The 22,275-nt window shown below is 69.6% G+C and carries 19 protein-coding genes; 7 read left to right on the top strand and 12 right to left on the bottom strand.

Translation table 11 applies throughout. The features are described from left to right. Positions 1 to 189: 189 nt before the first annotated feature. The 4 genes from OG257_RS36495 to OG257_RS36480 form a co-directional block, all read right to left on the bottom strand. Positions 190 to 459, bottom strand: a complete 270-nt coding sequence (locus OG257_RS36495) for a glycosyltransferase (protein WP_329214659.1) — start codon at positions 457 to 459, stop codon at positions 190 to 192. 392 nt (positions 460 to 851) lie between these two features. After that, positions 852 to 1,214, bottom strand: coding sequence for a DUF1330 domain-containing protein (locus OG257_RS36490; protein WP_329214657.1), 363 nt, complete (start codon positions 1,212 to 1,214; stop codon positions 852 to 854). 485 nt (positions 1,215 to 1,699) lie between these two features. Then, a complete protein-coding gene (locus OG257_RS36485; protein WP_329215538.1) occupies positions 1,700 to 2,080 on the bottom strand; it encodes an FKBP-type peptidyl-prolyl cis-trans isomerase in 381 nt (126 codons plus the stop codon). Between the two features lie 189 nt (positions 2,081 to 2,269). After that, positions 2,270 to 2,896: a class I SAM-dependent methyltransferase gene (locus OG257_RS36480; RefSeq protein ID WP_329214655.1), complete on the bottom strand. Its 627-nt coding sequence runs from the start codon at positions 2,894 to 2,896 to the stop codon at positions 2,270 to 2,272. Between the two features lie 390 nt (positions 2,897 to 3,286). On the opposite strand from OG257_RS36480, the gene OG257_RS36475 reads away from it, so the two are divergent. Together OG257_RS36475 and OG257_RS36470 are read left to right on the top strand one after the other, a co-directional pair. Then, a complete protein-coding gene (locus tag OG257_RS36475; RefSeq protein ID WP_329214653.1) occupies positions 3,287 to 4,237 on the top strand; it encodes a hypothetical protein in 951 nt (316 codons plus the stop codon). Positions 4,238 to 4,456: 219 nt separating this feature from the next. Beyond that, positions 4,457 to 4,921: a hypothetical protein gene (locus OG257_RS36470; RefSeq protein WP_329214651.1), complete on the top strand. Its 465-nt coding sequence runs from the start codon at positions 4,457 to 4,459 to the stop codon at positions 4,919 to 4,921. Between the two features lie 84 nt (positions 4,922 to 5,005). Here the strand turns inward: OG257_RS36470 and OG257_RS36465 are convergent, their stop codons facing one another. Beyond that, the gene (locus OG257_RS36465; protein WP_329214649.1) at positions 5,006 to 5,329 is read right to left on the bottom strand and encodes a hypothetical protein; all 324 of its coding nucleotides are present in this window, start codon (positions 5,327 to 5,329) and stop codon (positions 5,006 to 5,008) included. A gap of 395 nt (positions 5,330 to 5,724) precedes the next feature. On the opposite strand from OG257_RS36465, the gene OG257_RS36460 reads away from it, so the two are divergent. Both OG257_RS36460 and OG257_RS36455 read left to right on the top strand, forming a co-directional pair. Next, on the top strand, positions 5,725 to 6,144 hold the full coding sequence (locus OG257_RS36460; RefSeq protein ID WP_329214647.1) for a hypothetical protein: 420 nt from the start codon (positions 5,725 to 5,727) through the stop codon (positions 6,142 to 6,144). Between the two features lie 169 nt (positions 6,145 to 6,313). Continuing rightward, entirely contained in the window at positions 6,314 to 6,676 is a 363-nt protein-coding gene (locus OG257_RS36455; RefSeq protein ID WP_329214645.1) for a hypothetical protein, read from the top strand. Between the two features lie 108 nt (positions 6,677 to 6,784). Here OG257_RS36455 and OG257_RS36450 read toward each other — a convergent pair whose 3' ends face one another. The 5 genes from OG257_RS36450 to OG257_RS36430 all read right to left on the bottom strand — a co-directional run bounded on the left by OG257_RS36450 (position 6,785) and on the right by OG257_RS36430 (position 13,869). After that, positions 6,785 to 8,431, bottom strand: coding sequence for a penicillin-binding transpeptidase domain-containing protein (locus OG257_RS36450; RefSeq protein WP_329214643.1), 1,647 nt, complete (start codon positions 8,429 to 8,431; stop codon positions 6,785 to 6,787). A 214-nt stretch (positions 8,432 to 8,645) separates the two neighbouring features. After that, complete coding sequence (gene cs1 / locus OG257_RS36445) at positions 8,646 to 9,620, bottom strand: clavaminate synthase Cs1 (protein WP_329214641.1); 975 nt, start codon at positions 9,618 to 9,620, stop codon at positions 8,646 to 8,648. Beyond that, on the bottom strand, positions 9,617 to 10,567 hold the full coding sequence (speB, locus tag OG257_RS36440) for an agmatinase (protein ID WP_329214639.1): 951 nt from the start codon (positions 10,565 to 10,567) through the stop codon (positions 9,617 to 9,619). The genes cs1 and speB overlap by 4 nt, the downstream gene beginning before the upstream one ends. Positions 10,568 to 10,621: 54 nt before the next feature. Further along, complete coding sequence (locus OG257_RS36435; RefSeq protein WP_443054596.1) at positions 10,622 to 12,154, bottom strand: asparagine synthase-related protein; 1,533 nt, start codon at positions 12,152 to 12,154, stop codon at positions 10,622 to 10,624. After that, on the bottom strand, positions 12,154 to 13,869 hold the full coding sequence (locus OG257_RS36430; protein ID WP_329214635.1) for a thiamine pyrophosphate-binding protein: 1,716 nt from the start codon (positions 13,867 to 13,869) through the stop codon (positions 12,154 to 12,156). Before OG257_RS36430 ends, OG257_RS36435 begins: the two co-directional genes overlap by 1 nt. A gap of 213 nt (positions 13,870 to 14,082) precedes the next feature. Here OG257_RS36430 and argJ point away from each other — a divergent pair, with 213 nt between their 5' ends. The 3 genes from argJ (at position 14,083) to OG257_RS36415 (ending at position 17,816) form a co-directional block, all read left to right on the top strand. Further along, complete coding sequence (gene argJ / locus OG257_RS36425) at positions 14,083 to 15,261, top strand: bifunctional glutamate N-acetyltransferase/amino-acid acetyltransferase ArgJ (protein ID WP_329214633.1); 1,179 nt, start codon at positions 14,083 to 14,085, stop codon at positions 15,259 to 15,261. Between the two features lie 100 nt (positions 15,262 to 15,361). Next, entirely contained in the window at positions 15,362 to 16,372 is a 1,011-nt protein-coding gene (locus tag OG257_RS36420) for an MBL fold metallo-hydrolase (protein WP_329214631.1), read from the top strand. Between the two features lie 562 nt (positions 16,373 to 16,934). Beyond that, on the top strand, positions 16,935 to 17,816 hold the full coding sequence (locus OG257_RS36415; RefSeq protein ID WP_329214629.1) for an AfsR/SARP family transcriptional regulator: 882 nt from the start codon (positions 16,935 to 16,937) through the stop codon (positions 17,814 to 17,816). Between the two features lie 56 nt (positions 17,817 to 17,872). Here OG257_RS36415 and OG257_RS36410 read toward each other — a convergent pair whose 3' ends face one another. After that, complete coding sequence (locus OG257_RS36410) at positions 17,873 to 18,163, bottom strand: transporter (RefSeq protein WP_329214627.1); 291 nt, start codon at positions 18,161 to 18,163, stop codon at positions 17,873 to 17,875. Between the two features lie 58 nt (positions 18,164 to 18,221). Further along, positions 18,222 to 22,217 carry an SGNH/GDSL hydrolase family protein gene (locus OG257_RS36405; RefSeq protein WP_329214625.1) on the bottom strand — a complete coding sequence of 1,332 codons (3,996 nt, stop codon included), beginning with the start codon at positions 22,215 to 22,217 and terminating at the stop codon, positions 18,222 to 18,224. Between the last annotated feature and the right edge of the window lie 58 nt (positions 22,218 to 22,275).

Below are 22,275 nucleotides of genomic sequence, written 5' to 3'. Positions count from 1 at the left end.
TCGGCCACCGACGACAAGGGCGGCTCGGTCAAGCAGGAGATCATCCGCGCGGTCGGCGTGCGGAAGTAGCCGACTGGGTGGGGGCCGCGCAGTCGGCGGCGCGGCCCCCACCCACCGCGTGCGCCGGAACGTTGGGCCAAATATGTGTTGGGCACGCACAGGCGGTGTCTCGAAAGTACGAGCCGCCCGTCAGACGCGGACGAGTGCCTCGTACCGCATCCAGCCCACTCCGTCGGCCGCCGCGTCAGTACTGACCCGCGCGTATGTCACGTTGTACGAGTTGTCGACCCAACTGGCGTATTCGCAGCCAGGGCCGGGTGCACCCACTATGTCACCGGCCTGCTTGGTCTTCACGATCACGCTGTAGGGGTTCGGTTCCTCGTACACGCCGGCCGTCGGCCACAGGACCTTGTAGTCGCAGCTGGACTGCGACGCCGCCACGGCACTCTGCCCAGTCACGAGCACACTGGCTGCCGAAAGGGCGGTGGCAAGAGCCGCAGTGGTGAGAAGTCTTGAACGCATGGGTGCTTGTACTCCCAAGTCGATGGTGAGTCAGGGGCCACAGAATGACAGCCCACGAGCCAATCCTGCTCACCGGGCCCCCTGTTCACCTTGGTGGAGAACGACCACCACCCCGTGGGAGCACCGGCGGCGCCAGATCCCGCCTGCCGGCAGCCTCTGCCCGTTGGGTACTTGCCCAAGGGAACGGCTACTTGAGCGCGATCCGCACCCGTGAGAGCGTCGGTCAGTGTGGCCGCGAATGCCTGGCTACCGCGGTGGTACCGGTCCGACCAGTGTCGGCGGCGAGGCCTGCCGGGTCCTGCCGCTCCCCCCAGGAGGCGGCAGCAGGCTTACGTGGTCGCCTGGCCCGCTCGGCCTGCTTCTGCCCGCAACGTGCGAGCTCGCTCGGCCGGGTCGTAGTTCGGACCGACGCCCTCGATCAGCACCAGGTCGCCCTCCACGTGGTCGGTGCGCAAATTCAGGATGGCCCGGTAGGCGGGAGAGTCGTACCAGGCACGGGCTTCGGCCAGGCTGGGGAACTCGATCAGCACCATGCTGCCGGGCCACGTACCCTCCACGACCTCGACCGGCGGACCGTGGATGACGAAGCGGCCGGCGAAGGGGTCGAGGGTTGCCTGGATGCGCTCCAGGTACTCGATGATGTCGGAGTGATTCCGGCGGCTGCGGAGATGGGCGAAACCGTACGCGGGCACCACGGGATTCCTTTCGTTCAGGCGGTGTGAGTGATGACCAGAACGTAGCTGGGGGTGGTTGGGCAGTGCGATTACCTCGGGGGTAATGGCCGGGCGCGACATCGAGGGCAGGTACCAAGGCCGCCGCCCCCCCCCGCCGCTCTGTCCCTCACGGAATGTGGGCCAGAATCTTGCTGCGGCAGAAGTTGTCGATGAACTTGGGGTTCTGACACAGCTCTTGGGAGCCATCGCTGTGCGTCACCTCGCTGTTCGCTTACGAGGGAGGGTCCGGGCTTCGAGGCTGTGGCAGCCCGGCTCACCCTGGACTGGAGCTCGGGCAGCATCGAGGGCGCCGTGAACCGCATCAATGCCGATGCGTGTTGTTGCCGGCGTGTATGCCTCTGTCCGTGGCTGCGGGTGAAAAGTGCACCGGTGTGGTGTCGCGGAGGGCCGGCAGGTGTTGCCCGGCCCAGGTTCCGGGCGGAGAGGCCGGGTATCAGAAGGCCTCAGACTGCGACGGAGAGCAGGTCTACTACGAAGACGAGTGTCGAGCCCGCAGGGATCAACGGCGACGGAGACTGGTTGCCGTAGCCGAGGCGCGGGGGAACGATGATCTCGCGCCGGCCACCGACCTTCATCCCTCTGACCCCACGGTCCCAGCCCTTGATGACCTTGCCACCGCCCACGGCGAACTTGAACGTCTGGCCCCGGTCCCAGGAAGTGTCGAATTCTCTTCCGGACTCGAAGGTGACCCCGACGTAGTGAACCTGGACAACCCTGCCCGGCTTCGCCTCAAGCCCATCCCCGACGACGAGGTCGCGGATTGTCAGCTCGGTGGGAGCGTCACCCTCCGGAAGGTCGATCCCGGGCTTCGTCAGTTCACTCATTGCAGCCTCATTCGCTCGCCGCCGGAGGCCCTCATACAGCTCTGCCAGGCGCATGGTCACTCTATGCAGTAGATCATCATGAGTGCGTGGCCGCGGCCCACGCCCTGCCGCCCATCTCGTGGTGTAAACGATCAGGGCGCGGGATCACTCGGGCGCGTGGGCCCGGACCGTCGCGCAGAGGGCGCGGACTCACATGTCGTGGCGGAAATGGACGCTCACGGCGTATCCGCATCCTTCTTCATAGGGATCGCCGCTCCAGGTGGCGTAGCGCTGCCGCAAGGTCAGACCGGCCTCGGTACACCAGTGGTCGAACTCTTCAATGGTCACCGGCGGTTCGGCCAGTGGCAGGTGTGCCGCATCCAGTCCCATGCCCGTGACCAGCAGACCGTTGGGGCTCAATGCGGCAGCCAGTTGACGGACGACGGCTGACTCGGTGCCGGGGGCCAGCAGGGGGATGACGTTGCCGGCGGCGAGCGCCAGGTCGAAGCCCGGATCAAGGCCGAGGTCATCCAGACGGGCCAAGTCGCCGAGGAGCCACTCCTGGGTGGGGGCGTCGCGGCGGGCGACGGCGAGCATCGAGGAGTCGACGTCTACACCGGTGCAGTGGTGGCCCAGCTCGGCGAGTCGGATCGCGATCCGCCCGGTGCCGCAGCCGGCATCGAGTACCCGGGCGGCCGGCTTCAACAACGCTGCGCAGAACGCGGCCTCGCCGTGGATGTCGTGGCCCGATTCGACGAGCCGCGCGAAACGTTGAGCGTACTCTTCCCCAGCTTGTCCGCCGGTCAGTTCCGCCCAACGGTCGGGTTGCCCGGTCATGTCCACCGTGTCCTTCCGGTCAGCCTCGCCCAAGAAGGAACACGGACACGCGAGGGTGCTGCATGACTCGTTCGTCGGGCGCATCGTAGTACAGCCGCTCGTGACGGTCGTCGCCTGGCGACCGTGCCGTCGCCGACCGTCTGGGTGGCGTCGGCAGGGGCGGATCGGCTTGGCACAACCTCGTCACGCAGACTCAGGAGCTCCGCCGCCGGTGTCCGGACCGCTGTATGGCATCGCTGCTGAACGTACTTGGAAGGCCTTCTCATGCCCCGCACCACCCCGCCGCGCCCCCTCGACGTAGAAGCGGCATTCCCTGCCTTGGCAGCCCACCGGCGCACAGCAACCCGGCTCCACCCCCGTCACGGTGCTCCCAGGGCACAGGAAAGTTCGGTGGCGGGCCCCCTGCTCTGGCCGGCCGACGAACCGTGGCCGGTGTGCACGGCCGTACATCCGAAGGGCAAGGGTTACCTCCTCTCCGACGTGCGGTTGAGCCGTCGGATCGAGGAGGATGCACGGGGACGGGAGTACACCGAGGACGAGCAACGCCTTCTCCACGGCATGTCGCGGGGTGAACACGCCCCGGGCCTTCACGACGACTGGCCGTTGCCGATGCTGGCCGTCGCGCAGTTGTTCGCAGGAGAGGTCCCGGATCTCGTGGGACCCGAGAGCCACGATCTTCTGCAGGTCTTCTGGTGCCCCTTCGAGGTGCACGGGGCCGACCGCACGATCGACGTCCTGCTGAGGTGGCGGCGCTCGGCCGATGTCGGCGCCGTCCTGTCGCCGCAGCCCGAACCCCCGGTGGCCGGCCGCGCGGAATGCGTACCGACCATGTGCGTAGTGCACCCGGAGCAGGTCGTGGAGCACGAGTACCTCGGGCTGCTGGACGAGCCGCTCCAGGACGAGATCTCCGCATGGGAGGAAGCGCTCCTCGACGACGAGGAGGACGAGGACGGCCTCTCCTCGCCGGCGAGCTACGCGACGTATGAGGAGTACGAGGCGGCGATGACCGCGGCCCTGGCGGGGGAACCGGAAGAGATCGACTACATGAGCGACCTGTCTATCGCCCCCGGTTGGAAGGTCGGAGGCTTCGCCTCCTGGCATCTGACCGATCCTGCTCCGGTCGACTGCCAGGTATGCGGAACAGCGATGCCACCCCTGCTCACCGTGGACAAGTGGGAGTGCGACGGCGCCTCACGCAGCTGGCTGCCGGTCGAGGACCGGGATGCCGAGGAGGACCCGCGCGTACTCGACCCGGTCGGTGTCCACCTCGGTCGCGGCCTGATGCGCGTGCACACCTGCCCGACCGATCCGGCACACCCGCACCGACTGAGCTTCCAGTAGACCGTCCGCGCCGCGAAGCGTGGTCACGTCGTCGATGGGCTGCCGTCGAGGTGGTTGTGGATCCAGGACGTCCCCCCAAGGTTCCGCCTGTCCGGCACGCCCTCCATCCCCGCCGAACCACACCCAGTCCAACACTCCGACGCAGTGCTGTGCCGCACCCACGCCTGCCTGCCTGGGTTCGCTCTGTTTCGAGCCGCATCGAGGGGTAACACGAACACCATGACTGCAGAGAGCGATGAAACCCAGAAGAATGTGAACGGTTCTGCGGCGAAGGCCGGTACGGGTGCCGCCAGTGGACGTCAGATCACTGAGGCGGCCGGGAACCAGGCCAAGTCCGGCTCGGCGGTCGCAGCCTCGAAGGCCAAGTCAGCGGCGCAGGACGCCAAGTCCTCGGTCCATGACGCCGCCGAGTCGGCGGGGACCGGTGTGCGGTCGGCCGGCCTGGCGGCGAAGCGGGCCGCTGTCACCGGGTGGGAAACGGGCCGGCAGACCGTCCTGGACAAGGCGGGCAGGGTGACCTCGACCGCGACCATCGCCCGGACCGTCGGCAAGCACCGCAAGGCCGTGGCCGTGGGCGCTGCCGCAGGCGTCGGTGGACTCCTCGCCGGTGCGTTCACCCTCGGACGCCAGACGGCCAGGAACCATGCCGGGCCGATCACCCGCCTCACCGGCGGCCGGATCTGACCGGACCGCGACGCACATATAGCTCCAGGAGGGCCGGCAGACCACTGCCAGCCCTCCTGGACCGGCGCCCGGTTCTCGAAGGCATCACAGCTGGGGTGGGGCCATCACCGGGTCGCTGCCTCGGGGCAGAGGCTTGGCGCTGCGGCGACGGGCGCCGAGCGGGCTGAGCTCGAAGGCCAGCCGTCCCAAGGCAATGAGGGCGCCCTGCCCGAAGACAAGGATCAGCCACGCTCCGTCGCGCCAGTACCAGCCCTCGGTCCAGGGCCGCGTCATCGCCAGCGTCACGATGAGATGGGATAGGGCGATGATGGTGCCCGGCCGGCGCCGCCGGGGGAAAGCGAGCGGCACCAGCGCCCAGAGCGTGGAGGCAAGTACCAGCCAGGGGGCGGCAAAGGCCAGGCCGAACATGGTGGACCTCGATATCGGTAGAGAGTGCCAGCCAACGTCACACCGGCGGGCCCGAAGTACCAGCCCTGCGAGGTATCGCCAGGATCACGATTGCGGCGTCGGCCACCCATTGGGTCGTCGCCGCGGCCATCCGTCGGCGGAGTCCCAGGTCCTCGGCGCTGTCACTGCCGTCGCGCGGCTGAGCCGCGATCAGGACTGCCGGGGTCGGCGAACTGGCGTCGCTCGTGCCGCAGCATCTCGAGTACCAGCACGGCGAACGTCCTGGAGGCAGCCGCCGCCACGGGGAGCGGATCGCTTCAAACGCGTCCGCAGCAGGTCACCATTCTGTCTCCGGCGCGGCCGCAGTGCCCCGCCTGCCGCACCATGTCCCTACTCGTGTCACGCCAGGGGGGACCATGCGCATAGGCACCACCACGGCGGCCATCGCCGCCGTACTCACCGTCACCGTCGTCGGCTGCAGCAGCGGCAAGGACAGCGACAGCAAGGCCGACGCCACCAAGAGCACCGTCACCGAGGCCCCTGGTGCCGCGGGCGACAGCGGCGCCGCCAAGAACGCCGGCGTGCCCCCCGAGCCCACCGGCGGCGAGCGGGACGCCGTCCTCCAGGCCGTCCAAGACGTCCACAGCAACCTCATCCACGACGAGGACAAGGCCATCGACGCGGCCCGCAACCAGTGCGCGGCCCTCGATGGCGGCGCGACCGATCCGGACCACAGTGCTGCACAGCGGTTCTCCTACGACGGTGTCACGCTCACCGATGACGACGGAAGTCACATCAACATCGGGCTGCGCAGGACGCTCTGTCCCGAAGCCTGATCAGCGACCAGCTCCGGCCCGGCCGCGAAGGTACGTGGCCGGGCCTCACCGTGCCGGTGGTGAGCGTGGCCACCGAGCTCGCAACCGCACGGGCGATCCAGAGGCGGATCGTTCGGCTTGTGGTCACCGGGATCCGGCCCCGCCGTGGCAGCGGTGGATACTGGCCGCCATGGACTTCACCTCAGGCAGAGCTGTCGGCCCACGGCTGGACAACGACGCTCTCGCTCACGGGGACCTCCGTAACAACGTCTGGGGCACACTCCTCACCGCGGCCGGCCCCCGTCAGGCGGCAGAGTTGTTCCGAGCTGCAGGCTGGGCGGTGCGACGGTCGAGCTGGACCGAGTTCGAGGCCGAGCACACCTTCGCCCAGCTCGAGGTGCTGCCGACTGATCCGGTCACCTTCAGCGGCTTCGTCGACCCGGACCGTGTCGGCGTCCTGCTTCAAGCACTCGCGACGATGGGGACGCCCTACAGCATCGAATACGAGGACCCCGAAGGGCGAGAGAACGTCTACCGCTCCGGCTCCGAGTGACAACCAGCTCGACCTGTCACGACGTCATCTTGGGCCCGGCACCCCGCGCAGGCCATGGCCGCAACCCCCTTGGAACAAGCCCACCCGCTTGGTTCAGGTCACCTGCGCTCAGCCCGCATCCGTCAGCCCCTTCAGGAACCTGGCCGCCACCGGCCCCGCGTCGGCGCCGCCCGAACCGCCGTCCTCCAGCATCACGCACCACGCCAGGTCGCTGTCGCCCTGGTAGCCGATCATCCAGGCGTGGGTGCGCGGCGGCTTCTCCTCGCCGAACTCCGCCGTCCCGGTCTTGGCGTGCGGCTGCCCGGGAATTCCCGTCAGTGCGCTGCCCGCTCCGTACGTCACCGTCGCCCGCATCATGTCACGCAGGTCACCGGTCACCGAGGGGTCGAGCCTGGCGGTCGCCTCGTGCTTCTTCTTGACCGCGTCGGGCACCAGCACCGGCTGCTTGAAGGTTCCCTCCTTCACCGTCGCCGCGATCGACGCCATCACCAGTGGCGAGGCCTGCACCCGGGCCTGACCGATGGTGGACGCGGCGAGGTCGTTGTCCGAGGTGCTCACCGGGACCGATCCGTCGTACGTCGAGTCGCCCACGTCCCAGACGCCGCCGATCCCGAAGGCAGCAGCCGCGTCGTGCAGGGCCGAGCCGCCCGCCTTGGCGCGGTTCTCCACGAACATGGTGTTGCAGGACTTCGCGAAGGAGTCCTTGAAGGTCGATCCCGCCGGCAGCGTGAACTGTTTCTGGTTCTCGAACCGCTGCCCGTCGACACGGGCGAACTTGGGGCACTCCATGACGTCGGACGGCTTCACGCCCGCCTTCAGCATCGCTGCCGCGGTCACCACCTTGAACGTCGACCCGGGCGGGTACTGGCCGGCCAGCGCGCGGTTCAGGCCGCCTGCCGGACGGTTGGAGACGGCGAGGATGTTCCCGGTCGAGGGCTCCAGGGCGATCAGCGCGGCGTTCACCTTCAGCCCTTCCATCGCTTTGGCCGCGGCGCCCTGCACCTTGGGGTCGATGGTGGTCTTCACGGGTGTGCCGGGCTTCGCGGAGCTCTTGGTGAGGGAGGTTTCGGCCTGACCGGACTGGCGGTCGGCGATCACCACCTCACTGGTTGCCGCGCCCTCGCCGCCTCGCAACTGCTTGTCGTAGCGCGCTTCCAGGCCGAACGTTCCCTTGCCCTGTTCGTCCACCGAGCCGCGCAGCGAGGCGGCCTGCAGGTCGTCGCCGTTGGCGTCGAGTACGGCGGCGCGCTCGGCCACCGTCTTCAGCGCGAGCGTCTGTCCCGGTTTCAGCCGCGGGTGGATCATCGGGGAGCCGAACTCCACGGTCCACTGCCCGGACTTCTTCACCAGGGTCGCTTCGGAGTCGTAGCGGAAGAGGCCGACGGCGGGGATGGTGAACTTCGCGGTGTACGGGACGGTCACCTCGCCCTTGTCGTTCTTCTCGCCCTCCCCCGCCGACAGCTCCGCCTTCGCGGGTTTCAGGTTCGTCATGACCGAGGTCAGCAGCGACTCGGCGTTCTCCGGCGAGTCCGACAGTGCCGCTGCCTTCGCGGCATCGTCCGCCGCCCACGCGCCGAGGAACGACTGGAGTCTCTCGGTGGCCGCGGTCACCTCGGGGTCCCGCTCCGTCCCGTCCCCGGACCACGCCCGGTACCCCCACCAGCCCGCACCCGCCGCCAGGACGACGGCCACCGCCACACCCAGCACGGGTCCTCTGCGCGATCCGCGGCGCCGTGCGCGGTCATGACGTGCCATCTGCTGCAATGTGGGGTCCGACACTTGGCGCTGTCTCCTCGTCTGCTGCGGATTCCTCTGCGGACGTCTCCCGTGACCGGACCGCCTCCGGTCACCTGTCCGACACGCTAACCGCTGCCCCAGGGGGCCGGGCCACAACGGAGAGCGCCGGGAGAGTGAGCCGAGAGCGGACCGGCGCGGGCAGCACGACGGACGGGCCGTGGGCAGAGGACGGTCAGTCGCGCGGGGTGAAGGCGACCACGTCACCCGCGTGTTCGCCGCCTGCGAGCTGTCCGAGGCGGTCGGTGCGGATGTAGACGCGGTGCAGCCACCGGTCCACCCCGTCCCAGCGGGGTGTGAACGGTGTACGGGCGTGCGTCGTACGGAAGTTGTCGATGATCAGGACGTCGCCGGGGACCAGGTGCACGGCCTCGGTGATCTCGTCCAGCGCCTTGGACAGCGACTCCACGGCCTCGACGTCCCGGGGATCCTCGGGGGCCAGCAGCTCCCGGTCGTAGCCGAGCAGCGGGTCGTCCGGGTCGCCGTAGAGCGGCTTCACCTGGGCGATGGCGCCCGGGTCCTCGACGCCGCCGCGGAAGGCGACGTCGACGCAGCAGGGCACCTTGCGGTCGAAGAGGTGGCTGCGGAAGCCGTCCGGGATCAGCGGCAGCGCCTTGCGGACCGAGCCGACCAGGGTCGCGGCCCTGCGCTCGTGGTCGGCACGGGAACAGGCGAGCATCACGTAGTTGGGCTGGAGCCGGTGGTACGCCATCTCCGTGTGGAACTCCAGCAGGGTCTCGCTGGTCTCCGACGAGAGGTGGTGCGCGCCGGGTGAGGGGTACACGTCGTGGTAGACGGTGCCGCTGCGCAGCTCCTTGTACCCGGTGTGCAGGCCGAGCCGGCGGCCGACGATGCCGAGCATCGCCTCCATGGTGAGCAGCGGGCGCTCCGTCGGCGCGGGGGTGGACTCGGGGGTGCGCGGCAGTTGGTCCTGCGGTTCGACGGGGAGGCCGCGCAGCAGGAGGTAACCGTCCTCGTTGCCGGACACGTTGAAGGCGTCGAGCGCGTCGGCGATCGAGGCAGGGAGGTCGCTGGACGCCTCCTTCGCGGCCGCCAGGAAGGCCGGGAGGTCCGCGCGCGGCACCGAGGGCAGGCGCGAGGCGAGTCCCAGGAGTTCGTCGCGGAGTTCGGAGCAGTCTATGACGGTCACGCGTCGTTCCTTCCTTTGATGTGAGCGCGGGCGTACTGGTAGAGCAGCTCCGCGCCTATCTCGGTCGCCAGGATGGAGGTGATCCCGGCGTGGTCGTAGAGGGGCGAGACCTCCATGACGTCGAAGCCGACCGGCCGCAGCTCGCCCACGCAGCGCAGCAGGGCCAGGACCTCGCGGGAGGACAGTCCGCCGGGCGCGGGGGTTCCGGTGCCGGGGGCGAAGGCCGGGTCTGCGACGTCGACGTCGACCGACACGTAGACCGGGTGGTCGCCGATGAGCTCCTGGACGAGGGCGTGGGTGCCGGCGACACCGGTCTCGACGAACTCGTCGGTGGTGACGACCCGCACCCCTTTGCCGCGGGCGTAGTCCAGCGAGTCGGGCTGGGGGTTGTGGCCCCGGATGCCGATCTGCACGGTGCGCCGGGGGTCGATGAGCCCTTCGTCGATGCCGTGCCGGAACGGGGTGCCGTGGTGGAACTCGCCACCGTAGAAAGCGGGGTTGGTGTCGGAGTGCGCGTCGAGGTGGACCACGGCGACGGGGCCGTGCTGCTCGGCCACGGCGCGCAGGGCGGCCAGGGTGAGCGAGTGGTCGCCGCCGAGCATCAGGAAGGCGGCGTTGTCCTGGAGGAGGCCGCGCAGATGACGGTGGGCCGTCTCCATCGCGATGTGCATGTTGAACGGAGTGAGGTCTATGTCCCCGGCGTCCACGCAGTCGATGAGGTCGAAGGTGCCCGGTCCCCGGTCGATGCCGACCCCGTGGATCAGGCCGGACTCGTTGCGGATGGCACGCGGGCCGAAGCGGGCACCCGGCCGGTAGCTGGTGCCCCCGTCGTAGGGGGCGCCGATGACGACGACGTCGCGGCCGGTGGGCTGCGGGTCGTGCGGCAGGCGCATGAAGGTCGGGATCTGCGCGTAGCGGGGCGAGATCGCGGTGTCGACACGTTCCACGACGTCATGCCTCCTGTCGGGGCCGCTGGCGGCCGGTACGGAGTCTGGGGTGGTTCACTCGGTCTCCTTCAGCCGTGCGGCTGCCTGGTGCACGGCGTCGGCGGTGCTCACCTCGGCGGGTGGCAGGCCCTCGACGACCACCCGGTCGAAGATCTCCCGCACCACCAGCGACTTGGCCCGGTGGATGTCCGCGTCGGGCACGCCGGCGTCCAACAGCAGGAGGCTGAAGGACGAGGTCGTCCCCGAGCCCTCGTGCACACCGAGCTTCGGCCGGGTGACGGTCTCCCGCGGCAGGAGGGCGCTCATCGCCTCCCGCAGGACCCATTTGTCGCGGCCGTGGCGGCGTTTGAGCCCGGCCTCCAGCGACACGAGCAGGTCAAGTACGTCGCGGTCCCAGTACGGATGGGTCGACCAGTGGCCCTGGATACCGGAGAGCACCGGTGACATCTCGTTGAGTCCGTCGAAGGTGGCCATGTCGAACGCGACGGCTGTGTCCAGTTGGGGCAGCCGGTCCTCGCGGTGCATGCCGGCGAGCGGGATGTCGGCTCCGTAGCCGGTGAGGATGCGGCGGGCGGGCCCGTCGAGGGCCCGGTACAGGGCGGTGAGCGGCAGCAGGTACTCGATGATGTCCGCGTCGACGGACTCGGACGCCCAGATCGCGTACGGGAGTTGGCCGAGCAGGTCCGCCGTCGGGACGGTGATCTCCCGGTGGGCGGAGCCCAGGTGGGTGGCGACCACACGTGCCTCGGGGAACTCGTCCGAGGTGTCGGTGCCCATGGACAGCGTGTCCAGGGGACCGTGGGTGTGCGCGGCGGCGAGCGCTGCGACGCCGGAAGAATCGATTCCTCCGGAGAGCACGACCAACGGGGTGCTGCCGCCCGTACGGGCCCGGACGGCCCGCTCCAGCGTCTCGCGTACGACGGCGGTCGCGTCGGCCTCGGGGAGGATCCGCCGGGACACCGGCGGGGTCCAGATCCGGGTGGGCACGGCGGTGCCGGTACGGACGTCGATGTCCAGCACCGTGCCGGCGGGCACCTGGTGGACGCCCGGCACCCGGCGGACCCTGCGCGCCTCGGCGACGGGCCGTCCGGACGGCGGGGCCTTGGCCGTTGCAGGGACGAGGGCCTTGATCTCGGTGGCGGCGAGTACACGGCCGGGGGCCGGCAGCGTGTAGAGGGGCACGGAGCCCGCGTGGTCGGTGGCCAGGAGCACCCGGTCGCCGAGGGCCACGGCCGCCGCGAAACGGCCGTTGAGCAGCCGGAAGGCATGCAGGTCGTAGACGCCCAGCAGGGCCAGCAGCAGTTGCGCGTCCGTGTGGGCGTCGGCTCCGGCCGGGAGGAGGGTGAGCAGGTCCTCCCGGTTGTAGAGCTCGCCGGCCAGGACGAGTGCCGTGTCGCCGGAGCGGGCAACGGCGTTCTCGGCCGAACCCGAGTGGACGAGTACGGCGTTCAGGGTCTGGGTACGGAGGGCTTCGGCCACGGCTTCGTGGGCGCCCCTGGTGGCGAAGACGGGACCGGGGGCCCGGTCCCCGCCCTGCTGGGCGGAGACCAGGAACCCCGTGGCGGCGGGGAATGTATGCGCCATGATCAGATACTCAGGGCACCGAAGCCGCCGGAGGTGAAGTCGTAGTTCACCGGGACCTCGATCAGGAACGGGCGGCCGAGGCCGGCTCCCTTGCGCAGGGCCGCGAGCAGGTCCTCGCGGGAGGTGGCCCTGACGGCCTCGACGCCGTTGGCGCGGGCGAGTTCGGTGAAGTCGACACCGGTGAACTTGACCGCGGGGTCGTGGGAGCGCTGGTGGCCGAGGTTCTGGTAGAGCTCGATCAGCCCGTTGGTGTCGTTGTTGACGACGACGGTCACGATGGGCAGGTTGAGACGTGCGATGGTCTCCAGGTCGGCGCTGTTGGAGTGGAAGCCGCCGTCGCCCGCGATGAGGAAGGTGGGCTGGCCGGGGCGCGCCATCTGTGCGCCGATCGCCGCCGGGATGCCGTAGCCGAAGCTGGAGCAGCCGGCCGAGGTGAGGAAGCCGAAGGGCTGGTCCGCGCGGGCGAAGAGCACCCCGTAGTGCCGGAAGAAGCCGATGTCGGAAACGATCGTGCCCTCCCCCGCGGCGGCGGTCTCCTCCATCACCGTGTTCATGGAGTCCATCACCTGGTGGACCCGCATGCCGTCCTCGTACTCGGTGGGGTCGGCCAGGAACTCGGCGATGCGCTCGCGCAGCGGGGTGATGTCGTGCGGGGTCTTCTTGGTGAGGTCCGCGGTGGCGGCGTCCAGGCGCTCGACGAAGGCCAGCACGTCGGTGACCACGTCGACGTCCGGGCGGTAGACCCTGGGGATCGGGTTGACGGTCGGCGAGACGCGGACCGTCTTCTTCTCGCCGCCGCGGGCCCACATCGAGGGGCGCAGGTCCTCGGCGTAGTCGTAGCCGAGGGTCACGATGACGTCGGCCGGGGCGAAGAGGGTCTCCAGGGCGGGGAAGGACAGGATGCCGTCCATGTACCCGGTGACGGCACCGTAGTTGAGGTGGTGGCCGTGCGGCAGGACGCCCTTGGCGATGTACGTGGTGATGACGGGGACGTCCAGGCGCTCGGCCAGGGCCCGGATCGCGGGGACCGCGCCGGAGCGGATGGCCGCCGCGCCGACGACGAACACCGGGTGCTCCGCACCGGCGACGAGGGCTGCGGCTTCGTCGGCGGTGGCCTCCCAGCCTGCCTGGACGGCACCGACCGGCTTGGCCGGGGTCTGCGCGGCGGGGTGGGTCACCGAGGAGTCGATGTCGGCGCCGAGAAGGTCGACGGGGACGGAGATGAAGCTGGGGCCGACAGGTTCGGTCATCGCGGCGGCGACGGCGGAGTCGACGAGGTCGGTGATCTCGTCGGGGCGCTGGAGCTCGACGGCGTACTTCGTCATGGGGCGCATGACGGCGACGGAGTCCAGACACTGATGGGTGTCGTTGGGGAAGATGTCGTGCGACTCGGACTGGGCGGCCAGAGCGATGACGGGCGAGCGGTCCAGGATCGAGGTCGCCACGCCGGTGGCGAGGTTCGTCATGCCGGGGCCCAGCGTGGCCCAGCAGGCCTGCGGCCGGCCGGTGATGCGGGCCAGGACGTCGGCGGCGACGCCGGCGGTGAACTCGTGCCGGGTGAGAACGAAATCGATCCCCGGTGCCTCGTCGAAGAGAATGGAGGCGGCTTCGCGGCCGACGACACCGAACACCGTCTCCACACCGTGCTCGTGGAGACGCTTGAGCAGGGCGTGTGCGGCCGTCGGGTTGCCACTGGGCTTGGTCGATACACGGGACATGCGGCGTCGTCTCCAGGATGTCGACGGGAAGCGGAATGCCGTCACCGTGCCGGTGTGCTCTCTCCACCGCCTCTCCAGTGCCTATCCGAAGGCGCTGTAGTGCGCTTCCGGGCAGACGGGGGCCGGTTCGGGCCTTGCGCCCGCGCCACCTGTGATAGATGAATAGACATACAGGCAAACGCATAAAGACATGCCAGAGGGAAGAAGGCGATCATGACCGGTACGACCACCCGGGACCCCGCGGGGTTCATGGTGCACACCGCCCCGGTAGGGCTGTCGGACGATGGGCGGGACGACTTCACGGTGCTGGCCTCGACCGTGCCCACGCAGGTCAGCGCGGTGTTCACCAAGTCGCGCTTCGCCGGCCCGAGCGTCGTGCTCAGCCGGGCGGGGGCAGCCGACGGCCAGTCGCGCGGGGTCGTCGTCATCGCCAGGAACGCCAATGTGGCCACGGGCCCGGAGGGCGAGAGCAACGCGCGCGAGATCCGGAACTCGGTGGCCGCCGCCACCGGCCTCGCCGAGGACGATCTGCTGATCGCCTCCACCGGGGTGATCGGACTCCAGTACCCCATGGAGGAGATCCGCGCACACATCAAGACGCTGTCCTGGCCCTTCCCCGAGGGCGGGTTCGAGCGTGCGGCGCAGGCCATCATGACCACCGACACCCGGCCCAAGCTGGTCAGGGTGCGATGCGGTGAGGCGACGCTCGTCGGCATCGCGAAGGGTGTGGGCATGCTGGAGCCCGACATGGCGACCCTGCTGACGTTCTTCGCCACCGACGCCCGGCTGCCCCAGGGCGAGCAGGACCGGATCTTCCGGAGCGTCATGGACCGTACGTTCAACGCGGTGTCCATCGACACCGACACCTCGACGAGCGACACGGCGGTCCTGTTCGCCAACGGCCTGGCCGGCGACGTGGATCCGGTGGAGTTCGAGGAAGCGCTGCACGAGGTGGCGCTCGCCCTGGTGAAGAACATCGCCTCCGACGGCGAGGGTGCGAGCAAGCTCATCGAGGTGCGGGTCACCGGGGCCCGGGACGCGGCCCAGGCCAAGCGCGTCGGCAAGACGGTGGTCAACTCACCGCTGGTCAAGACCGCCGTGCACGGCAGCGACCCCAACTGGGGCCGGGTCACGATGGCGATCGGCAAGTGCACCGACGACACCGACATCCTCCAGGAGAACGTCACCGTCCGCTTCGGCGGGACCCTCGTGTACCCCCAGCGCGCCGACGGCCCCGGGGACGCCGAACTGCGGGCCGAGGTCGCCGAGCACATGCGCGGCGAGGAGGTCCTGATCGGTATCGGACTGGGCATCGGTGACGGGGAGTTCACCGTCTACGGCTGCGACCTGACCGAGGGATACGTCCGGCTGAACTCCGAGTACACCACCTGAGCCACCACGCCCCGGCCCCGCCACTGACTCAAATGTGCAGCCTCCTCGCGTCCGATCCGTAGGGTGACGGGTGATCAGCACAACGTGAACGAGGTGGCACATGAGTCAGTCGCGAAGGTCGGTCCTCCAGGGCGCGCTGGGCGCGGGGGCGGCGGGCCTGCTGGTCGGCGGCGCCGCTCCCCTGCCGACCGCACACGCCCGCCGGGCACCGAAGAGAACCGCGCTCGGCCTGCGCTGGCTGGGCGTGGCCGGCTGGGAGCTGTCCTTCGCGGGCCGCAGCGTGCTCTTCGATCCGTATCTGAGTCGGATGCCGTACGCCGACGGGGACGGCGCCCTCGATCCGGCGCTACCGCTGCGCCTGGACCCGGAGGCCGTGGAGCACGTGGCGGAGGAGGGACTGACCGGGACACCCGAGCTGATCCTGATCAGCCACGGTCACTTCGACCATCTCGCCGACGTGCCGCACCTGCTGTCCCGGCCGGGCTGGGGCGGCCGGCGCATCCGGACGCTCTGCGACACCACGTCGCGTCATCTGCTGGGCGCGATGGGCACCCCCGCACATCGCATGGCGGACGTGGTGGCGGTGAGCGGGGGCGACCACCTCCAGTTCGACGGCTACAGCGTGGAGGTGTTCCGCAGTCTGCACAGCAGGCAGCAGGACTACACGTCCTTCGCCCCCGGGACGCGGGACTCCGTTCCCGCGCGGCCCCGGACCCTGGGCGACCTCGTCGAGGGGCAGACACTGGCCTTCCAGGTGTCCGTCGAGGGGGGACCGTCCGTCCTTCTGACCGGCACCAGCAACGTCGCGGAGCGGGAACTGGCAGGCGCACGGCCCGATGTGGCGGTGATCGGGATGAGCGGACACGCCGCCGTCCATGGCTACCCGGACCGGCTGCTGTCCGCACTGGGGTCGCCGCCCGTGCTCCTGCCCTGCCATCACGACGACATGGTGACCCCACTGGGCGACTCGGGGATCTCCCGCACCGCGTCCCCGGACGCGGCGACTGCACTGATGCAGGCAGCCGAGCGACGGAAGCCGGGCGGCGGCACGCGTGTGCTGACGCCCCGGCACCTGGAGTTGCTCGACGTCACGGAGCTCCCGGAGTCCTGAACCGCCGATCCGCCTGGGCGTCGAGCGGGCCGGATATCCGAACCACGGGCCCGGACGCCTCCCGGCCCCCGAAGGCGTCCGGGGCCGGAAGTCCGGTTGTCCGGCGCCGCTTCTCGGCGCCGGACAACCGGCGCACGGCCTCCTCGGCGTATGATTTCTGCCATTACCGGTCTAGACCAGTCAACCGGCGATTTCGAGTCCGGACAAGTGCGCTGCGTAACCTCAGCAGGCGCACACGACCCTCGCCTCCTTCACAGCGGAAGCACACACTCCGCCTGGGCGCGGCATTCCGGGAGCCGCGACCCCATCACACGGCGAGGGGCATATGCCCCGGCGATTACTCCGCGCAGTTCCCGATCATGCACTCCCGGCCACTCCATCTCCCCTACGTAATCTGCAGTTTCCCCGCGCATGCTATTCGCCGGTTCCGGTACGACCGTTTTCAGCCGCCCCCCGTCCCGGCTTCATTGACGGGGCAAGGTTGGCTGATTACTCTCCCGAATCGAGAGAGCCGAGACCCCGCTACACGCGAAGTGGCCGAAGCCGGAACCACTGTATTTTCATGAACCAGCGCATACAAAAATATTGCGTGCGAAAATCCAGCAGTTCATGGCAGTGGAATTCAGCCATGGACGGGCAGAACGGGAGAACCCCTATGGCCGGCGTACAGATTCGCATATTGGGTCCGATCTCCATGCTTTCCCGGAACATGCCGGTCCCCCTCGCCGGTCAGCGACAGCTCCGGGTTCTCACCGCCCTCGCACTTGTGTCGGGCAGGGCCGTCTGTACGCCCGAACTCATCACCCACCTCTGGGGTGAACGTCCGCCCCGGACCGCCGCCGGCCAGTTACAGACCAGCGTGTGGATGATCCGCCGCTCACTGGCCATGGTCGGCGCGCCGCAGGAAACCGTCCTGTCGACGGCTTCCGGTTACCAACTGGACTCCGCTCACTGCGAGATCGACAGCGACGTCTTCCGGCACAACGTCGCGACGGCGAAGAAACTGGTCCGTGCCGACCTCAAGGAGGAGGCACTGGAACTCCTCAGGGACGCACTCGCCCTCTGGCGGGGCCCTGCTCTGGCCACGATTTCGAGCAGTGCGCTGCAGACCCGCGCGGCCCGGCTGGAAGAGGAACGCGTCGCCGCACTGCAACAGCGCATTTGCCTTGAAATATCTCTGGGGCAATACGAGGAGGCCATTGGTGAACTCACCGACCTCATAGCCCTTCATCCCCTCCGGGAGGAGCCGTACGCGCATTTGATGCAGGCGCTGTATCTCAGTGGCCGGCAGGCCGACGCGCTCGCCGTGTTCCGAAGGGCCCGCAATACCCTGACCGACGAGCTGGGAATCGACCCCGGCCCCAGGCTGACCACGCTGGAGCGGGCGATCCTCCGCCAGGACGCCGACATGCTCTCGGCGGTGCCGGGCATGGCCCGGCACTGACCCGCCCTGACACCGCAGCGCTCCCCGGCCTCATTGCCGGGGAGCGCTGCGGTGTCTCAGGAGCCGAACCCCGTACAGGCGAGGGCCGCGCCTCCCAGCACGACCACCTGCACTGCCGCGGTGACCCATGCGCGCACGGCGGCCGCGATGCCGCCGGAGAGCAGGAGGGCGGCCAGGCAGACCAGCGCGGCCCGGGACGCCTCGCGGCCCGCCGCGACCCGGTCCGGACTGCCCGTCAGGCCCCCGGAGATCAGCACCCCGAAGAGCAGGACCGCCAGCAGGACCGCGTCCGGCAGGAGGAGCAGCAGGGCCGCCGTGATGTCACCGCGGCGGGACACCTTTCTCATCGCTCACCTCCGGTCCAGGGCCCTCCCCTGGTGGGGAGGGCCCGTCGGGTGCCGTGGATCAGAGACCCATGCCCCCCATCGTCCGCTCGAGGGAGTCCGCGTACAGCCGGGCTCCTCCGACCTTCGGATGGAAGGACTGGGCGGAGGCTCCGAGTTGCAGGATCGGCCAGTCGATCTGCGGCTCGTCGCTCTCCACCAGGTCCAGCACGATGCCGTGGACCTGTTCGGGGTCGCCACAGACGGCCTTGCCCGCGAAGTTCTGGGCGGGGTTGGAGTACCAGGCCTTGGCTCCGGCGGTCTTGGCGTCGTCCACGGCGCCCTGCATCTCGGTGGCGAGGGTGCTGGCCATGCTGTTCAGCCAGGGGGCCTCCTCGGTGCCGATGCCGGGGATGCACTGCCCCGCCCCCTCCAGCAGCGGCGGGTACCCCATCAGGACGATCTTGGCGTTGGGTGCCTTCGCCTGGATCTTCTTCAGGGCGTCGGTGATGGCCGGACGCACCCGTTCCTTGGCCAGGCGCTCGGCCGCCACACCGATGTCCAGCCCCTGGTAGGCCGCGTCGTCCACGTGGGAGTCGTCGTCCTCGAACGTCTGGTTCTGGCACAGCGTCGGCCAGCCGATGCCGCCGAAGATGCACTTCTGGATGATGTAGGCGAACCGGGCGTCGTTGCCGCCGACGGAGATCGTCACCAGCGTGGTGTTCTGGTCGAGGTAGCCCTTGGACAGCTGGGGCAGTTCGCCGTTCTCGCCGACGGATGCGATGTTGTACGTGCGGGCGCCGGAGCAGGCGACGAGGTGGTAGTCCATGGCCGCGGAACGGCTGTCGTCCAGGGATCCCACGGATGCCGAACGGCCCGGGATGGTGGCCTGACGGGACCATGCCTTGGTCGAGCGGTGGCAGGCGTCGCGGGTCGAGGGGTTGCTGGGGTCCCGGTAGTTGGTCTCCTTGTAGTAGTCGACGCCGCCCGCGGCCGAGGCGCCCTCGCCCGAGGAGTAGGAGTCGCCCATCGCGACGACCATGTCCTTGGGCTTGGCCGACAGCGGCTGGAAGCCGACGGCGTCCCATGCGACGTCCTCGGACCCGTTGCCGTCGGCCGCGTGCGTGGAGAGGGCGATCTTCGGGGTGCTGGTGAACTGGAACACCCCGAGGGAGACCCACTTGTTCTCCAGGACGCGCTGCGGGTGCACGCGTACCGGGCTGGTGCTGTTGGTCCCGGAGATCGTGTAGGTGGCCTGCCGGGTGTGGGCTCCGTGGTCGGGGAGGTGCACCCAGACCCGGGCCCAGCCGGTCATGCCGTTGGTCAGGGTCCAGGTGCCGGTCGTACGCATCCGGGCGCCGTCACCGGTCGCCTGATTCCTGGTGTGCGAGAACCAGAAGTGGTTGCCGTAGCCGGCCCCGATCTGATGGGTGTCGATCTTGCCCGGGTAGTTGGCGCCGTCGGCCGAGAAGGTGAAGCCGAAGGTGCCGGGTGAGGTCGTCGCCCCGCAACTTCGCGCGGCCGAACCGGCCGGGGTGACGCCCGAGGCCACGTCGTCGATCACATACGTACCGGAGGGGAGCCCGCTGGAGCACCGGGGCGGGTAGGCGTTGCCGTCGGGCTGTTCGGGATAGGTGGCGTCGAAGCGGTGCAGGGCGAATCCGCAGGTGGCCGCGGACTCGCAGTTCTTCCAGGCCGCCTTCTTGTTCCACCAGCAGTGCAGGAAGAACTCGTCCGCCGGGTTGTTGAGCTGGCACGCCCCGTTGGTGTCGGTGTCGCCCTCCTTGATCTTGCTGGGGTCGCAGTTGTTGGAGGAGTCGCAGAACGTCCCGAGCGGCGGCTTGGCCGAGGTGCGGTAGAGCGGGTCCGTCCACCAGGCTGCGCGGTATCCGGGCTGGAAGTCGCCCGGGGCGAACATCGCCGAGATCGGGCGGGCGGCCCAGCCGATGACCTTCTCCTGGTAGGGCCAGTCCTGCGGGTGGGCGGCGTGGGAGTAGTCGTCCCCGCCGCCCGAATTCTCCAGGAACGGGGTGCGGTTGGCCTTCCACAGCGCGTTGGCCGGGTTGTTGGTGTAGCCGACGCCCCAGTGGCCGCCGTGCGACCCGGCGCTGGACTGGGGGTAGAAGCCGGAGTTGTACGCCCAGAGCGCGAAGAACCAGTTCTCGATGTACTCCGGTCCGCCGTCGTTGACGGTCATCCCGGCGCTGTACGTCTGGTTCCACTTGTCCACGAGGATGTTGACGCCCGCGGCGATGTTGGCGGTGTAGTCGAGGGCGACGGCCTCCTGCTTCTGCACGGACAGCGCCGTCTCACCGGGCTTCTCGTGCCCGGCCATGCGCATGCCGTCGGTCACCTGGACGATGCCGTAACCGCAGTCGGAAGCGGCCCAGTTGACGGCCCACGGATCAGGGGTCTCCCCGTCGGCACCGTGGCTGATGCCGTAGTAGTTGCCGATCAGGGTGTTCGCCGTGACACCCGGTACGGCGAACCTGGTGGCCTGCCACATGTTGGATTCCTGAGCGGTCACGCCCAGCATCACCTGCGCGGGAATGTGGTATCCGTCGGCCGCGTCAGGTGTTCCGTTGGGGTCGCCCGCCATGGTCTTGAGGGGGAAGAGGGACTGCGGCTGGTAGGCGGCCGTCATCCCGGTGTTCTTCCAGTTGGCGGCACGGGAGACGTGTGTGTTGAGCTTCCCGACCACGGCCTGGTCCACGGCCCACTCGACCTGCCGCGGGGTGGGCTGGAAGGCCTGCTTGCGGACGTCTCCGCGCGGCACCGAGCAGTAGCGCTCGTCCTCGACGGGATTGGTCGGTGAGGCCGCCGCGAGCTTCGGTGCCGCCGCCGCGGTCCCGCGGGTGAGTGCCGGGGAGGTGACGAGGCCCTCCGCTGTCTTCGCGGTCGAGCCGACCGTCGTGCCGGGCCTGGCGTCCAGGGTGACGCTGCGTCCGGTGTCCAGGAACTTCATCCCGGTCCGTGCGGTCCGCGCCGAGGCGGCTTCCTGCGGCGAGATCCTGGAGTCCTTGCCGTCGGCCCATGCGGTGGTGACGGCGGCGTCGCCCCGGGTGGACAGGACCGCGTCCTTGGCCACACCCGAGGGCATGCGCACGGACGCGGGCAGGGTGCCGGCGGCCTCGGCCTTCCCGGTGACGTAGACCGTGCCGGTGCGGGCGGCGCGGGACAGGTCGAAGTCGGCGAGTGCGCCGGTGGCCAGGCGTCGGGTGGTTCCGGTGGCCTCGGCGGCGGCGCCGAAGAGCGAGGCCGGGGCGCGCCGGACCTCCGCGCGCTCGGTGACGGCCTTGGTCTTCGCGGACCGGTCGGTGCCGGGCCGGTCGATGTAGACGACCGAGCCGTCCGCGGCAGCCGTGAGCTGGAAGGGCACCGCTGCCGTACGGGCGGCGACGCGTACGTCGCCGGAGGTGGTGACGCGGACCAGGCGGGCGCCCTGCGCGGCGGCGTAGCCGTCCGCGAGGGGGACGGCGGAGGTGACCTGGCCGGGCAGCTTCAGCGGCTTCGCCGCCTTGCCGCTCGCGGTGTCCACGCCGACGAGACGGGTCTCGTTGCGTTCCGATTCGTCGTCGGAGAACTGCGAGAAGACGGCCTTCTCCGTGGTGCCGCAGCCGGGTGAGAAGTAGCTCAGGCTGGACTGGACGGGGAGCTTGGTGACCGCGCCGGTCGTCAGGTCGACGATCGCGGTGAAGGCGCCGCGGGTCATCAGCGCGGGCTTGTTGGTGAAGGTGCGGGGCGCGTAGGTGACGGCGGCGCGCTTGCCTGAGGCGGTGAGGCAGGCGTTGCCGATCCAGGTGTCGGTGTCGAAGCCTGGCTCGGACAGCGTCGCCGCGGTCCGCCAGTGGTAGCCGTCCTCGGCGGCGGCGACCATGACGTGGAAGCCGGTGGCGTCACCCGAAGTCGTCCAGGCCAGGTCGTCGGAGGTGCGGTAGCCGGAGCCGAGCAGTTCCGCACGGTCGCCGGCCGGAACGGCCTCGGGGAGCTCGGCGGGACCAGGCTTGGCAGCGTCGGCCTCGTCCTTCTGGGACCACCCCTGGGCGGCTCCGGGGGGTGGGGTGGGGGTCTTGGCCATCGACACCGACGGGTAGCCCGCCAGCAATGCCGCAGCCGCGACGGTGATGACAGGTATA

Source organism: Streptomyces sp. NBC_00683, from assembly GCF_036226745.1.
Taxonomy (GTDB): domain Bacteria; phylum Actinomycetota; class Actinomycetes; order Streptomycetales; family Streptomycetaceae; genus Streptomyces.
Note: the sequence above shows the minus strand (reverse complement) of the source record. Positions and strands in the feature narration are given on the sequence as shown.